Annotated in this window: 9 protein-coding genes and 1 pseudogene; 4 read left to right on the forward strand and 6 right to left on the reverse strand. The window is 45.5% G+C overall.

What is annotated here, in order from left to right; genetic code table 11:
* Positions 1 to 38: 38 nt before the first annotated feature.
* From ACDE64_RS12365 to ACDE64_RS12390, 6 genes and pseudogenes are all read right to left on the reverse strand, one after another.
* Positions 39 to 1,559: an ABC transporter permease/substrate-binding protein gene (locus ACDE64_RS12365; protein ID WP_411346960.1), complete on the reverse strand. Its 1,521-nt coding sequence runs from the start codon at positions 1,557 to 1,559 to the stop codon at positions 39 to 41.
* Positions 1,560 to 1,624: 65 nt separating this feature from the next.
* Positions 1,625 to 2,332: pseudogene (locus ACDE64_RS12370) on the reverse strand (ABC transporter ATP-binding protein); the annotation flags it as partial.
* A 297-nt stretch (positions 2,333 to 2,629) separates the two neighbouring features.
* Positions 2,630 to 3,766: a bifunctional cystathionine gamma-lyase/homocysteine desulfhydrase gene (locus ACDE64_RS12375; RefSeq protein WP_411346961.1), complete on the reverse strand. Its 1,137-nt coding sequence runs from the start codon at positions 3,764 to 3,766 to the stop codon at positions 2,630 to 2,632.
* Position 3,767: 1 nt separating this feature from the next.
* Positions 3,768 to 4,691: a PLP-dependent cysteine synthase family protein gene (locus ACDE64_RS12380; protein ID WP_411342507.1), complete on the reverse strand. Its 924-nt coding sequence runs from the start codon at positions 4,689 to 4,691 to the stop codon at positions 3,768 to 3,770.
* Positions 4,692 to 5,038: 347 nt separating this feature from the next.
* Complete coding sequence (locus tag ACDE64_RS12385) at positions 5,039 to 6,145, reverse strand: general stress protein (protein WP_411342508.1); 1,107 nt, start codon at positions 6,143 to 6,145, stop codon at positions 5,039 to 5,041.
* A 152-nt stretch (positions 6,146 to 6,297) separates the two neighbouring features.
* Positions 6,298 to 6,822 carry a general stress protein gene (locus ACDE64_RS12390; RefSeq protein WP_411342509.1) on the reverse strand — a complete coding sequence of 175 codons (525 nt, stop codon included), beginning with the start codon at positions 6,820 to 6,822 and terminating at the stop codon, positions 6,298 to 6,300.
* Positions 6,823 to 7,472: 650 nt separating this feature from the next.
* Between ACDE64_RS12390 and ACDE64_RS12395 the strand changes: the two genes are divergently transcribed.
* From ACDE64_RS12395 to ACDE64_RS12410, 4 genes are all read left to right on the forward strand, one after another.
* Positions 7,473 to 8,444, forward strand: a complete 972-nt coding sequence (locus tag ACDE64_RS12395) for an ABC transporter permease (RefSeq protein WP_411342510.1) — start codon at positions 7,473 to 7,475, stop codon at positions 8,442 to 8,444.
* A gap of 39 nt (positions 8,445 to 8,483) precedes the next feature.
* Positions 8,484 to 9,395, forward strand: a complete 912-nt coding sequence (locus ACDE64_RS12400; RefSeq protein ID WP_367058333.1) for a carbohydrate ABC transporter permease — start codon at positions 8,484 to 8,486, stop codon at positions 9,393 to 9,395.
* An 84-nt stretch (positions 9,396 to 9,479) separates the two neighbouring features.
* A complete protein-coding gene (locus ACDE64_RS12405; RefSeq protein WP_411342511.1) occupies positions 9,480 to 11,138 on the forward strand; it encodes an ABC transporter substrate-binding protein in 1,659 nt (552 codons plus the stop codon).
* Between the two features lie 386 nt (positions 11,139 to 11,524).
* The gene (locus ACDE64_RS12410) at positions 11,525 to 15,364 is read left to right on the forward strand and encodes an S-layer homology domain-containing protein (RefSeq protein ID WP_411346962.1); all 3,840 of its coding nucleotides are present in this window, start codon (positions 11,525 to 11,527) and stop codon (positions 15,362 to 15,364) included.
* Position 15,365: the final 1 nt, after the last annotated feature.

A 15,365-nucleotide genomic window follows, 5' to 3' on the forward strand; every position in this document is an offset into this window, starting at 1 on the left:
ACTCATACAATAATAGCAGAATTTTACAGAGGATGGGCTTATTTCAACAATCCTTTTTGTTGCAGGAAATCATGTGCTACTTGTGCTGCCGACTCTCCACCTACATTGACGCGGTAATTCATCTGCCGCATCTCATCATCAGTGATCTGTCCGGCAAGCTTGTTAAGCGATTCGGCAACTTCCGGGTATTGTTGGAGCGTTTCTTCTCTCATTAAGGGCGCTCCCTGATATGGTGGGAACAAATTGCGGTCGTCCTCCAGCACTTTGAGTTTGTACTGTGCCAGCTCGCTATCGGTTGAATACGCATCAATCAACTGAATATCACCAGACTCAATCGCAGTATAGCGAAGCTTCGGCTCCATCGTTGTCAGATTCGGAAACGTGAAACCGTACAGCTTCTGCATTCCCACATATCCGTCATTACGGTCAGCAAATTCGCGCGTAAAGCCTACTTTCACCTGCGGAGCAACCTGTTGCAGATCAGAAATACGGCTCAAATTATGCTGCTGCGCATAATCCGCTGGTACTGCCAGCGCATACGTATTGTTGTATTGCATCGGCGATAATAGCTCCATATGGAACGTTTGCTTCATGCCTTCTTTTGCCTGCTGATATACTTTGCCGCTATCTGTACTGTTGGCATCTTCACGCAGGAATTCAGCAATCGCTGTCCCGGTAAATTCAGGATAAATGTCTACATCGCCATTTTGCAGCGCGTTGAACAGGAATGATGTTTTGCCAAGTCCCGGTTTGAGGGAGACATTGAGATTCGTGTCCTGTTCGATCAGCTGTTGATACATATTAATGAGTATTTCTGGCTCAGAGCCAAGCTTGCCCGCGATCACTAGATCTTTTTGCGATTGATTGACCAGTGGACCGACCGTCAAGGCAACCACTACAACCGCCGCAATACCAAGCATCCATACAGCACGGCGGAAATTCGCCCGCTCTACTACCCGCAACAGCAGATCGAATACAATCGCCAGCAGTGCCGCCGGAATCGCACCAAGCAGAATCAATGCGGTATCGTTACGGTCAATCCCTAGCAAAATAATATCGCCTAACCCACCAGCACCGATCAATGCAGCCAGCGTCGTTGTACCGATAATCAGCACCATCGCGGTACGAATCCCCGCCATGATGATCGGCAATGCGAGCGGCAGTTCAATCTTGAATAACCGCTGACCACGCGTCATTCCCATCGCATCCGCCGCTTCCAGCAGTGAAGGATCGACTTTGCGGATACCAGTGTATGTATTGCGCAGAATGGGTAGTAGCGCATAGATGACAATAGCGACGATGGCTGGAACGATTCCGATACCGAGCAGCGGGATAAGCAATCCGAGTAGCGCCAACGACGGAATCGTTTGCAGCACAGCAGCAATGCCAAGCACAGCTTCCGATATTTTCAGATGACGAGAGATGTATATGCCAAGCGGAATGGCAATGACTAATGCGAACAATAACGCGATAAATGAAATCAGAATATGCTGCGATAACGCTTCCAGCCACTGATCCTGACGCTGCGTCCAAACTTCAACCAGATTGTTCCACATCATTGCTCACCTCGCTCAGGCTTAACTTCTGCCTCATACGCTGATACATCCGAACCAGCAGCTCGGAAAAATTCACGTACAAACTCATCCACTGGTTGATGGATTAATTGCTGCGGCGTATCTACCTGAATCATTTTGCCATCACGCATCACACCGATGCGATCCCCCAGCTTGATTGCTTCCTGAATATCATGGGTGACGAATACGATTGTTTTATGAATGCTATCTTGTAGCTCCAACAGATCATTTTGCAGACGTTCCCGAGCGATCGGATCAAGTGCACTAAACGGCTCATCCATTAAAATGACCGGTGGATCAGCCGCCAGCGCACGTAGTACGCCAATTCGTTGCTGCTGTCCACCGGATAATTCATGCGGTTTACGAGTACGGAAGACAGCTGGATCAAGCCCAACCATATGTAGCAGCTCGTCGATGCGCTTGTCAGTTTTTTTCCGATCCCAACCGTTTAATTCAGGTGTAATGGCAATATTCTGCTCTACTGTCAGATGAGGAAACAGTGCAATCTGTTGCAGCACATAACCGATCCCGCGACGTAACTCATGCGGCTGCATCTCCTGTACGATCTGGTTGTTCACACTGATCATGCCAGAGCTAGGTTCAATCAGCCGATTGATCATCTTGAGCGTTGTCGTCTTGCCACAACCACTCGGTCCAACCAGTACAAAAAATTCTCCTTTTTCAATATGTACATTCATCGGTTGTACAGCGATTGTTCCGTCTTCATACTGCTTCGTTACCTGTTTAAATGTAATCATGTCTAACCTCCTACATCATCGTTACCTGCTCATGTGCTATTACCCTGCATACTGTCAGCTCACCCAGTAAATTACCTTGTATCGACAATATTTCATTTAACTTTTTATAGAAGAGGATATGCGACTGATATGTAATGAAGTATGTGTCGGTAACGTAATAAACAACACAATATAAACATGAAAAAGACGACTATATTGAAAATAGTCGCCTTGTATATTGTATTTGTATCATGAACATTGTATTGATGATTGCTTATTCCTGTTCATGTGTATACAGCGTGGAATGAATATCGACAATCAATCTTCCAGCGCTGCACGCAGATCGTCGATCAGATCTTCCACATCTTCAATCCCTACTGAGATGCGTACGAGACCCGGAGTAATACCCAGCTCGGCGCGACGCTCTTCTGGAATGGATGCATGGGTCATGCGTGCCGGTACAGAGATCAGACTTTCCACGGCACCCAGACTTTCTGCTAGTGTAAAGTAGTGCAATCGGCTCAGCAGACGCTCTGCATGTTCATTACTACCAACGTCAAAGGAAATGATGCCGCCAAAGCCTTCCGCTTGCTCAGACGCCAGCTTATGCTGTGGATGCTGTTCCAGACCCGGATAGTATACTTTGCTAACCTTGTCATGCTGATCCAGAAACTTCACAATCTCCTGCGCATTGCGCTCAATTGCTTCCATGCGTAGACCAAGCGTTTTGATCCCGCGAATGAGCAACCACGAATCCTGTGGACCGAGAATACCGCCTACCGCATTCTGGATAAAATGCAGCTCATCGCCTAGCTTCTCACTGTTCACTACAGCCAATCCAGCGACCAGATCGCTATGCCCGCCCAGATATTTGGTCGCAGAGTGCAGTACGATGTCCGCGCCGAGCACAAGCGGATTTTGCCAGTATGGGGTTGCAAATGTATTGTCCACGACAACGAGTAGGTTGTGCTCATGACCGATGTCGGAGATTGCACGAATATCCGTCACTTTCAGCAGTGGATTCGTTGGCGTCTCGATATAAATTGCTTTCGTATTCGGCTGAATCGCCTGTTTTACCGCTTCCAGATCGGTTGTATCCACAAATGTAGATTCGATGCCAAGACGCGTCAATACTTTGGTAAAGATGCGATACGTACCACCGTATACATCGTCAGTCAGCAATACATGATCGCCAGTATTAAACAATGTAAATACCGCGTGAATCGCTGCCATACCAGAACCGAAGGCAAAGCCGCGCTGTCCTTCTTCCAGATCCTTGATCAACTCTTCCAGTGCAAAACGAGTCGGGTTGCCTGTACGGGAATATTCATAGCCTTGATGCACACCGATTTGTTCCTGCTGATACGTACTTACTTGGTACACGGGGACGCTAACTGCGCCTGTATTAGGATCGCCTGTAATACCGGCGTGAATGAGTTTTGTTTTGCGTTTCATATCAAATGCCTCCTTCGTAAATTTTCTTGCTCAGATACCGTTCACTACTATCCGGGAATATGGTAACGATATGCGCACCATCCGGTGCTTGTTCTGCTTCCAGCAATGCCGCATGTAGTGCGGAACCTGCGGAACTACCGATTAACAGCCCTTCCAATCGCGCTAATTCTGCTACCCGATTGAACGCATCTTCATCCGTAATCGTATGAATGGCATGAAAGTACGATTGATCGATAAAGTCAGGAATCATCTCCATGCCAATCCCTTCCGTTTTATGCGAACCAGATGGACCGCCGTTCAGAATCGAACCTTCCGGTTCTACAATTACCGTCTTCAATTGCGGATTCTGTTCTTTCAAGTAACGCGATGTACCCATGAACGTTCCGCCGGAACCGGCACCCGCTACGAATACGTCAACTTTACCATTCAGATCGTTCCAGATTTCCGGTCCCATCGTTTCGTAGTAAGCCTTTGGATTTGCTGGATTGGAAAATTGACCTGGGCAGTAGGCGTCTGGAATCTCTGCTTCCAACTCACGCGCCTTTTCAATCGCACCACGCATACCGAGTGCAGTCTGAGTATGCACAATTTCTGCACCGAGTGCCTTCATCAGAATCTGCTTCTCGATACTGAACTTTTCCGGCACAGCAAAAATAACGCGAATACCTTCGTGAATCGCCGCCATCGCCAGTCCAATACCCGCATTACCTGCGGTTGCTTCGACCAGCGTACCACCACGCTTCAACTTACCCGTCGCGAGCGCTTCCTTCACCAGTGCGCGACCGACACGGTCTTTGACACTTCCACCCGGATTCATAAATTCCAACTTGGCAAATAAACGGATGCCACGCGGCAACTCATAGGCGTGAATCTCTACCAGCGGTGTATTACCAATCAAATCCATTGTATTGTTATATAAAGTCATGATCATGCTCCTGTTCTTCTTTTAGACCAGTGGTCAATAAAATAACAAACCTTGATGCAGTGCTATTTGACAGCATCGACTATAGGATGTTTATATTCATAACCTATTAAGTTCATAGGAATTGTGAATAAGCAATAATTTGAGTATATAATCGTTTTTGCTAACCGTCAAAGGTTATTTGCTTTTTACTACAATGAAAAAAAGATGACCAGACAGCTGCAAACAACTATCTGGTCATCTTGCTATATTATCGTATTATAAACATACATCAAGCATAACGAAGAATGAACAGAACATCACTTTTCCGCATCCTCTTCTTTGACCAATCTTCTTTAACAGTCCAACTGTTATTTACGCGTACGGTCGATTTTATCTTTACCGCGTTCTAATAGATCTTTGGTTTTGTCGCGTAATGATTCATCTTCTGTTGTGCGATCATAATCGGTATCCCGCACAGCTTCGGTATTATCCATATTCGCACCAAGCGCGCCACTTGTACCAACACCGGTAGTAGGTGTACTGATATTCAGGTCGCGATCTACCGGTTGACCGGTACGATTCAGACGCTGTGCTTCTAATGCTGCCTGACTTGTACCTGGATCATCTTGATTCAGACGGCGATTTGCTTCGTCCAAACCATTCGTTTCGGTACGACGAATCGGTTCATTTAACATATCGCGATCTTCCTGACCATCCATAAGTGGCAATGTTTCACGCATATTACGATCGGTCTCGGATTCATTCCACTCGTTGCGATCTGCCAGATTGCGATCCTGAATGGGAGGATCATTGCGATGCAAACGTTGCTCCGATTCTTCTGTTGTGAACACACCGTTCACATGATCATCACTACCTTGAATCGGTGGCGTACCTGTAGCATCAGTTACAGTAGTAGTCGCTGCTGTTGCAGTTGTGTCGAAATAGCGGCTGTTGGTAGCATTGTTACGGCGGAAGACGTCATAGATGCGACCACGGTTACCGGCTGCACTATCGACCATCACCAGAATGTTACCTTCATTAATGTTGGTTTCATATTCCTTAGCTTCTTCTTCTGGAATACCTAGACCAATCAGTCCGCCTACCAGACCGCCGGCGCCCGCACCTGCTGCTGCCCCTGTCAATGCTACAGCAATCGGTCCAGCTGCCATAATCGGTCCAAAGATTGGAATCGCGGCGATGCCGAGTCCTGCTAATAGACCCGCGACACCACCAATAACACCACCGGTTGCTGCGCCTGTTGCCAGACCTTCCGGTGCTTTGGTGCCTGTTTCCTCGCTCAATTCACGCAGATCACGGCGATTTTTCCCGACGATGGAAATATCGTCCGACGAGAAGCCTTCATCCTTCAAATCACGAATGGCTTGACTTGCTTCTTCCTCGTTTACAAATACACCTACGATTTTACGGGTTTCGTCCTGAAGATTGTCATTACGGTTGTGCTCGTTGTTCAACATGATGTTTCCTCCTTCGCATTCACGCGTATTTATCTTTCAGTTTTTAGATATCATTATGAACCGTAAACCGTGCGAATGATTGCGCACTCAGTGTACTATTAACCTTGATTATGGTTTTCAAACAAATGGAATATTGTACTGCTGCTAAGCTTCTATTCTTGCGTATCTTGCACATTGGCAGCATGATTTTGACGGAAAATCTCGTACACTTCTGTCGTCCGTCCAGCTGCTTCTGCAACCAGAATCAGAATGTTTCCATCGCCCAACTGATCATGATAGCGGTGTGCATCTTCTTCAGATAATCCATAGCCAATTAGTGCGCCAATAAGTCCACCCGCTCCTGCACCGAACAGAGCACCCGTGAACATGCCGATGATCGGTCCGGCTGCCAGAATAGGACCAACGCCTGGAATGGCAAATGTACCGATGCCAGCCAACATTCCTGCCAATCCACCGAATACGGTCGTTTCTGACATACTCGTCTCTCGCTCCGCTTCAATATCAACCCCTGTCTCCTGTTCGATCAAACGTGCGTCTTCCGCATTTTTAGCTAGTACTGATATATCGCGTTCCTCGAAGCCAGCTGCTTTCAGATCGCGAATCGTTTGTACTGCATGCTGTTCATTGATAAATACACCGACAATCTTTTCCATTACTTTGTTATAATAATCGCTCATGCGTTTCACCCTCATTTCATAAAGTTCAGCTCATGTTGTATGGTTCTATGTATTATTTAGACGTATGAATAGGTCTGTTAAACGTATATTGCATAATTCATAGTTACAAATAATTGGAACGGATAAGATGTAGGATATGTTTTCTGTGATATTACGAAGGGCGACCATGCTATTTTATTAGATAAGATACAGCGATATGAACTAAGCAAGAGTAACTGAAAGACATAATCGTTCCAATCGCAGCTTCTCCCTTTCCCGTCTAACTCAAACCTAACATATGTAAACGCAACCAACTAACATCATGTTTAAAATGTCATTTATGATAGCGTTTTCAATATTACATTACGCACTTTGATCTTCTATTATGAGGTGACACAATAAGCCAATCATGACGTCATATTTCACATATTGCCTGTCACAGCAGGCTTTAAGCAGGTTCCTATTGCTTTATTACTCATGGATGTACCGCTCTGTATTCTTTATTAAAACAACACATCTATACCGCATGAGGAAGGAAGGCAGCACATTCTACATATTTACGCTATATTACAACTTTCCTTACAATAGCCTCAACGCGATACCGCTTGTCCCTAAACAACAAGCCCAAGATATCGCAAGCAAACGTCACCCATTGCTAAAGGAGGAATAGGATGCAAAAGAATATGTCCGATACGGTTCAAGTCGACCGGCTATCCCAATCCTCAGTACGGGATAAACGTCAAGGCAGATGGAAACGAATTTCGCGCAACTGGGAGTTGTACTTATTAATCGCTCCCGCCTTTCTGTACTTCCTGATCTTTCATTACGGACCGATGTATGGCATCCAGATCGCCTTCAAAAACTTTATGCCCGCACGAGGCATTACCGAAAGTCCGTGGGTCGGCTTCGACCATTTTATCCGCTTCTTCAATTCATACTACTTCTGGGATCTAATCAAAAATACACTAACCATCTCTCTCTACCAGCTCATCGTCGGTTTCCCATTACCGATCCTGCTGGCACTCGCTTTTAACGAGATCAAAAATGGCTGGTTCAAGCGTACTGTACAAACGGTTACGTACGCGCCGCATTTTATCTCGGTCGTCGTTATGGCAGGGATTATCGTTACCTTTCTCTCGCCGTCGACAGGCATTATCGTCAAAATGATCGAGTGGCTCGGCTTCACCTCACCATCCTTTCTCACTGATCCGGCATGGTTCAAGACGATGTACGTTCTATCCGGCGTCTGGCAAAGTACGGGTTGGGGCACGATCATTTATCTTGCTGCTCTGTCCGCTGTCGATCCGCAGCTGCATGAAGCCGCGATTGTTGATGGAGCGAGCCGCTGGCGTCGCATTTTGAGCATCAATATTCCGACAATCATTCCGACGATTACGATTTTGCTTATTTTGAATGTGGGCAGTATTCTTGGTGTCGGTTTTGAGAAAATATTGCTGCTGCAAAATCCACTCAATATGAGTTCATCTGATGTCATCGATACATTCGTGTACCGTACCGGTTTGCTGAATGTACAGTATAGCTTCTCAACCGCAGTCGGACTGTTTAACTCGGTAGTCAATGCGGTACTGTTAATCGCTGTCAATCAGGTCGCCCGTAAGACGAGCGAGAACAGCCTGTGGTAATCAAGCCGCGATATTGCCGACTGAAGGAGGAATTTGATTATGGCATCTGCAATTAAGGAAAGTCCATCTGACCGCGTCTTTCTTATTTTCAATTACATTTATCTGGCCATTGCGCTAACCTGTGTACTGTATCCACTCGTCTATATTGTCAGCGCCTCTATCAGCTCGCCGACATACGTCAATTCCGGTGAAATGTGGCTGTTCCCGAAAGGCATTACATTTGAAGGGTATCAACGGGTATTCGAGAATCAGTCGATCTGGCAAGGATATGGCAATACGATTCTGTACACCGTTGTGGGTACACTGGTCAATCTGATCGTAACCATTCCCGCAGCGTATGCGCTGAGTCGGTCTGACTTTGTAGGTAGAGGATTTTTTATGGGTATGTTTCTGGTCACGATGTTTTTCAGTGGCGGCTTGATTCCAACCTATCTGCTGGTGAAGAATCTCGGTATGGTCAACACGATGTGGGCACTGATCTTGCCGGGTGCCGCCTCCGTATGGAACATTATCGTCGCCCGTACATTTTTCCAATCCACGATTCCGAAAGAATTGCAGGAGGCTGCTCATATCGACGGCTGTACGAATCTGCGGTTATTTTGGAAAATCGTCGTACCGCTGTCCGCGCCAATCATTGCTGTAATGGCACTGTTCTACGGCGTTGGTCACTGGAACAGTTATTTTAACGCACTGGTATACTTAAATGATGAATCCAAATATCCACTACAAATGGTATTGCGTCAGATTCTCGTCTTGCAGGAGATGACGGGTAGCGGAATCGGTGCTGCGACGAGCGGTGAAGCAGCGATGGCAATGAATGCGCGCGCGGATGCAGCCGCACTGCTGAAATATGCAGTCATTATCGTATCTACTTTACCGATTATCGCGATCTATCCTTTCTTGCAACGCTATTTTGTACAAGGTGTGATGATCGGTTCGGTCAAAGGATAACACCACACATACGTCATCCATTTACAACATACATTGCATGTCGCAAGCGTTATCTGCTCCAACCCAATCTGAAGGAGGAATACTATGACTCACCCATCCCGTGTTCAATCCGGTTCATCCAAATCGATGTTTGCTCGGTTCAAAGCGCCCAAAACGGCAGCACTGGTCATGTCTTTTATTCTCGGTACTTCGATTCTTGCAGGCTGTTCCGGCTCCGCTGAGCCACAAGTCGGTAGCGCCGAATCTGCTGCCAATGTGAACAAGGAAGGCTTCCCGATCGTGAAGGAAAAGATTACGCTCAGTATGATGGGTCCCGATGTCGGTATGCAAAACTGGAAGGACATGCCTGCTTTTCAAGAAATGGAAAAGCTGAGCAATATCTCATTCCAATTCGAGAATCCACCACTAGATAGCTTTGAAACGAAAAAGAATCTCGTCTTCGCCAGCGGTGAATATCCCGACATCTTCTACGCTTCCTCGCTGACACAAGCAGACGAAGTCAATTATGGTAGCCAAGGGATTCTCCTGCCACTAGAAGACCTGATCGACAACGGCTACGCACCTAATTTGAAAAAAGTACTGGACGAACATCCCGAAATTCGCAAATCGATCACTACACCGGATGGACACATCTACTCTCTGCCAGTTATCAACGAGCAAAGCATCTGGTACCGCAGTCCAATGTGGTACAACGGTGACTTCCTAGAAGCGCTCAATGTCAAAGATACCGATCTGCCAACGACAACGGAAGAGTTATACGACCTGCTCGTACGTTTCCGTGACGAAGATCCGAACGGCAATGGCAAAAAAGATGAAATCCCGCTCGCTTCCGTCAAACTGGACGATATTCGTTCGTGGCTGCTGGGCGCATGGGGCATCTATGGGGAAGACATCTACAATGACGCCAACGGCAAAGTCCACTTTGCCCGTACGGAAGATGGATACCGTGAATTCCTGACGTATATGAACCGCCTGTGGAAAGAGAATCTGCTGGATCATGAGACATTCTCGCAAACCCCAGATCAGAAAAAAGCCAAAGGCGCTAACAATCAACTCGGTCTGTTCCAAGATTGGCACGCTTACTTCACTCATGGCGGGAAACCAACGACCAAAGACCCTATGTTTATTCCCGTTAAGAGCGATGCCGTTGACAAACCTGCTGTAGCCGTTCATCCGGGTCTGTCCACTGGTGCATTTGCAATTACCGAGAGCAATCCAGCTCCAGAAGCTTCTCTGCGTTGGGTAGACTATATGTACAGTTATGATGGGGCGATGCTGTTCGACAAAGGACCAGAAGGTCTTATGTACGAAACGGTTAACAAAGAAGATCACACGAAGAAATGGACAGAACTACCGAGCCAGTATAACAGCCGTGAAGACTATCGTGGTACATTGACACCTAACTATGGTACACCAGCACCAACGCTGCTCAGTCAGGATCTGCAAAAAGGGCTGAAAGAAGACTTCGACATGTGGGTCGACAAGCAAAATGAGGAGAAAATTCTCGCTTACGATCCGCAGCCTCCATTCCCTATCCTGTATCTGACCCAAGAAGAGCAAGCAGAGATCTCCAGCTTGCGTGCTGATATGGATACGTATATCCAACAGATGGAAGCCAAATTCGTAACAGGTCAAGAGCCACTTACTGGTTGGGATACGTATCTTGCTACGGTAAAACAGATGGGCAGCGACCGCATCATTGAGATTTATCAGACTGCATATGATCGCTGGAAAAATAGCTAATTTTTTTGCGGTTTTCATCCTACGAAATGAATAAATATGCAAGTATTCATCTATGAAAAGTTTATGTTTATTATGGATGTTCAGTCTACATTCACTATTCTATCTTTGCCAAATGAATACTTGTACGCCAAGGCAGTCCTTTATAGGACTGCCTTTTTTATACCTCACCTACTTTTTTACGTTCAGATTGTATAACAAATGCAGCAATAACCTTGTATATATTAGCATTTTCGTTTCTTTTCTATAATGAACAATGCGTTTTACAGGAATATACAAATAGATTTCAAAATTAAAAAAAATGACTTATTTAGTTAACAAAAAGTTACATAGCAGCCGATAATATAATTGCGGAAACAAGATTAAATATGCAATAAAGGGGATAGCATATGAAAAAATGGGGGATTTTGTGTTTGGCAGCTTTGATCGCTTTGCCTAGCACAGCTGTTACGTCAGTGTATGCCGATGAGGAAAATCCATCGAGCACAACGACAAGTAATACTAGCAATAATGAAACGTCCAGCAACAACAGTACAGTTACATCCAATACGTACTCGACGGAAAATTCGTCAACTTCCACTGAGAATAGTAATACCTCTTCATCCACTTCCAATTCTGGCGGTGGCGGTACTATCGTTACTAATTCGACAAGCAGCAAACCGGTAATCTCACTGATCGGCGATGCTAGTATTCGAATGAAGGTTGGTACTTCATTTACCGATCCGGGAACCACTGTACAGGACGATGTATACAACGACCTCTCCGCAAAGGCTACGTATACACTGAATAACCAGCCAGTAAATTCCATCGATACCAACACAATAGGCACGTATGTGATTCATTACAACGTGACGACTTCGGACGATCGTGTTGCAGATGAAGTGACTCGTGATGTAATCATAGTGGCAGTCGGTGATTATATCGATCCGTCCACCATTTCGATTAAATATTTATATGGTGCAGCTCAACATGGAGACTATGTATATGTAGCTCAACGTGAAACAGGCCTTGCCCGAGTTAATCTGTACAGTGGTAAAGTCGAGACCATTGTCAGCTCCAATCAATCGTTTATGGCAGTGGCACTTAATTCGTCCGGTGACCTATTTTATACGATTGATAGTGACCGTAACATTTATAAGTTAAGTCACAATGATCTGCAAAGTCTTCCATTAAGTGAAAGTGATTTCAATTCCAAAAAAACGAGCTACTATTATGCAGCTGACTATAACTTTATCTACGGATTGGCTATCGATCAGCAAAATAATATCTATTTTTCGGATTATACTTCTAAAGGCATTCTGAAACTGCCTGCGGGTACAACAACACCGCAAGTCGTACTGAGCAATTTTGATACGTACTTTACCAGCTTTACGATGGATTCACTTGGCAACTTATATATGAGTGGCGACAATAGCAAGCTATATCGTATCAAAGCGAATATATTGGGACAATTGCCAATCCACTCATCCGATGTTTCCGATATCAATACCAATAATTATTATAATTCATATGGAATGTTCTTTACGCCTGATGGCAGATTCTATATCAATTCTAATTTTTCTAGTTTTCAGCTAATCAAAGAAACCTCAGCATCTGTAGATGTTACACTCACTTTGAATGGCAAATCCGAAATGTACGTTTATCAAGGAGATACGTTTGTAGATCCTGGTGTAAGTGTGTCGCCTTCCGATGTGACTCCGACAGTAACCTACACACTCGATGGTTCTCCTGCACCAGGCATTGATAGTAATGTAATCGGCGTTTATACGATCCATTACACGGTAGCAGCAACAGAACAGTACGAAGCCAAAGAAATCATGCGTACAGTTACTGTTCAAGCCGTACCTACAGAATTAACCAAAGTACAGATGAATCGTCCATTCGGATTGGCTTATCACGATGGTTATGTGTACTACACCGATTATGATCGCGGTCTGTATAAAGTATCTACGACAACCTTCAAAATGAGCAAAATTGCTGACTCTTATCAGATCGTTTCCCTTGCTCTCAACAAAGAAGGCGATTTGTTCTACTCCAAAGTGTCCGACCCTACCGTTTACAAATTAAAGTATAAATATGTACGTCATAGCGAAGAACTCAATATGACTGCGGCTGATTTGCAAGAACTCAGTCAAACATATTACACATTGCCTGTAGATCTCTCTAACGATGATGTGGTCGGTATCAATGGTCTTGCCTTTGACAGTCAAGATCGTCTATATCTGAATGCTGTATCACAAAACAAGCTGAAGGTCACTAGTTCCAAAATCTGGCGTTTACCTGCCAATTCGAAAGACAATGCCGAATTAGTAGCCACGTATTCGATCGGTACGCTGGGTATGACAATTAGCCCGCTCGGCAATCTGTATGTCAATGTGATGGGATCAAACGGATTTGAAGTGTATGAAGCGGATGCTTCTTTGCTCAATAATCTTCCAATATCCGTCAATCAATTCAAATCGCTCGGTGAAACCAACAATGCTTACGGTATCGTCTTCCTGCCTGATCTGACCGGTTACACCAGTTCCGTTCAACCCATGCAAAATCTGACTAAACTGAAATTCCTGGATCGCGATTATTCCATTCCGGAAGTAATCAACGTTCCGATCACTACTATCAACTTGAATCAAAACTCAATAACTCTCAAGAAAAATGGCTCATCTCAAACATTGACAGCGACGATCTCCCCTGACAATGCGACTCATCCAGAACTCGTATGGAAAAGTAGTAATCCATCTGTAGTAACAGTACAAAATGGCGTCCTCAAACCAGTTGGCAAAGGTACAGCAACCATTCACGTGTATGCTGCTGCACAACCTGAGATTTTCTCTGACATCAATGTAACTGTTAAAGATGATGACAAATCCTCCTCTGCCTCCAGCTCCAATGATCTGAAGCTGGGCGTCGATGATGGTAAAGGCAAGAACAGCGTTCCTTCTACTGCTAACGTAGCACGTACCGTACAATCGAACGGTCAAATGCAAGATCAGATTACATTCGATTCTACAGCTATGCTGCAAGCAATTAATACGCTGAAAAGCGCTGCACAGCAAACGGTTCGTCTCGTCGTTCCAGATGCAGCAGACCAAGTAGCGCAAACGGATGTAACACTGCCACTCAATGTATCGCAAGATTTGAAAAATACGGTCATGAATTTGGAAATCAGCACTAACAATGTGAAGCTGTCTGTAGCACCTTCTTCTCTGAATAACATCAACAGTGATCTGTACTTCCACTTTATCCCGCTAAAAACGACAGCTCAGCAAAATGCTGTAGCGAATCGTGCCAAGCAGGAGCAAATCGTAAAAGATGCATTGGGCAATGGCAATATCTCGGTTGTCGGTCGTCCGATGACGATTGAAACGAATTTGCAAAATCAACCGGTGCAACTCGTAATGCCGGTCGATAACAGCGCAATCCCGACCAATGCAGCAGATCGCGAACAATGGCTGCAACAACTTCGTATCTTTATCGAGCATAGCGACGGTGATCGCGAATTGGTGCAACCGACAGTTGTCTCTTATGGCGATAACACAACAGGTCTGCAATTCACCGTTAACAAATTCAGTACGTTTACGATTGTCGATATGGATAAGCTGAATGCGTCTAACTCTACAACAACTAGCAACACCAACTCCGATAACGGAACAGGCGGCACCGTCAAACCAGCCTACATTCAAGGCTACCCTGACCAAACATTCCGTCCGGATCAAGGCATCACACGTGCCGAGATGGCATCCCTGCTCTACCGTCTGCAAGCAAGCGGTGGTACAGGCACAGCTGGTACAGTGAACTATAGCGATGTATCGTCCAGCTTCTGGACAAAACAAGCTATCAATGCCATGCAAGCAAGCGGTCTGATGAAAGGTCGTACTAGCACTACCTTCGCACCAGCTCAACTGATTACGCGTGCCGAAATGGCTGCAATTGTTAGTCGCTGGCAAGGTCTGAGCGGTACAGGCAGTTCATTTGCAAGTGATATTAACGGCAACTGGGCAGAAACGGATATCAAACGTGTAGTAACCGCTGGTCTGATGCAGGGCATTACGCCTGCCAGCTTCCAGCCGAACCAACCGTTAACCCGTGCACAAGCAGTTACAATCCTGAACAAAATTCTGGAGAAAACCGCTAACCTGTCTGCCGGTACAACGTCATGGAAAGACGTTCCGTCTTCCCACTGGGCATACAGCGATATTATGGAAGCTTCCAACTCCTACTCGCTGAAATAAA

Source organism: Paenibacillus sp. WLX2291, assembly GCF_046603665.1.
Lineage (GTDB): Bacteria > Bacillota > Bacilli > Paenibacillales > Paenibacillaceae > Saccharibacillus.

Excerpts from the sequence above, each read along its gene's own strand:
- ACDE64_RS12400 (WP_367058333.1), top strand. The coding sequence starts at position 8,484 with ATGGCATCTGCAATTAAGGAAAGTCCATCTGACCGCGTCTTTCTTATT.
- ACDE64_RS12395 (WP_411342510.1), top strand. The coding sequence starts at position 7,473 with ATGCAAAAGAATATGTCCGATACGGTTCAAGTCGACCGGCTATCCCAA.
- ACDE64_RS12390 (WP_411342509.1), bottom strand. The coding sequence starts at position 6,822 with ATGAGCGATTATTATAACAAAGTAATGGAAAAGATTGTCGGTGTATTT.
- ACDE64_RS12385 (WP_411342508.1), bottom strand. The coding sequence starts at position 6,145 with ATGTTGAACAACGAGCACAACCGTAATGACAATCTTCAGGACGAAACC.
- ACDE64_RS12405 (WP_411342511.1), top strand. The coding sequence starts at position 9,480 with ATGACTCACCCATCCCGTGTTCAATCCGGTTCATCCAAATCGATGTTT.
- ACDE64_RS12365 (WP_411346960.1), bottom strand. The coding sequence starts at position 1,559 with ATGATGTGGAACAATCTGGTTGAAGTTTGGACGCAGCGTCAGGATCAG.
- ACDE64_RS12410 (WP_411346962.1), top strand. The coding sequence starts at position 11,525 with ATGAAAAAATGGGGGATTTTGTGTTTGGCAGCTTTGATCGCTTTGCCT.
- ACDE64_RS12375 (WP_411346961.1), bottom strand. The coding sequence starts at position 3,766 with ATGAAACGCAAAACAAAACTCATTCACGCCGGTATTACAGGCGATCCT.
- ACDE64_RS12380 (WP_411342507.1), bottom strand. The coding sequence starts at position 4,691 with ATGACTTTATATAACAATACAATGGATTTGATTGGTAATACACCGCTG.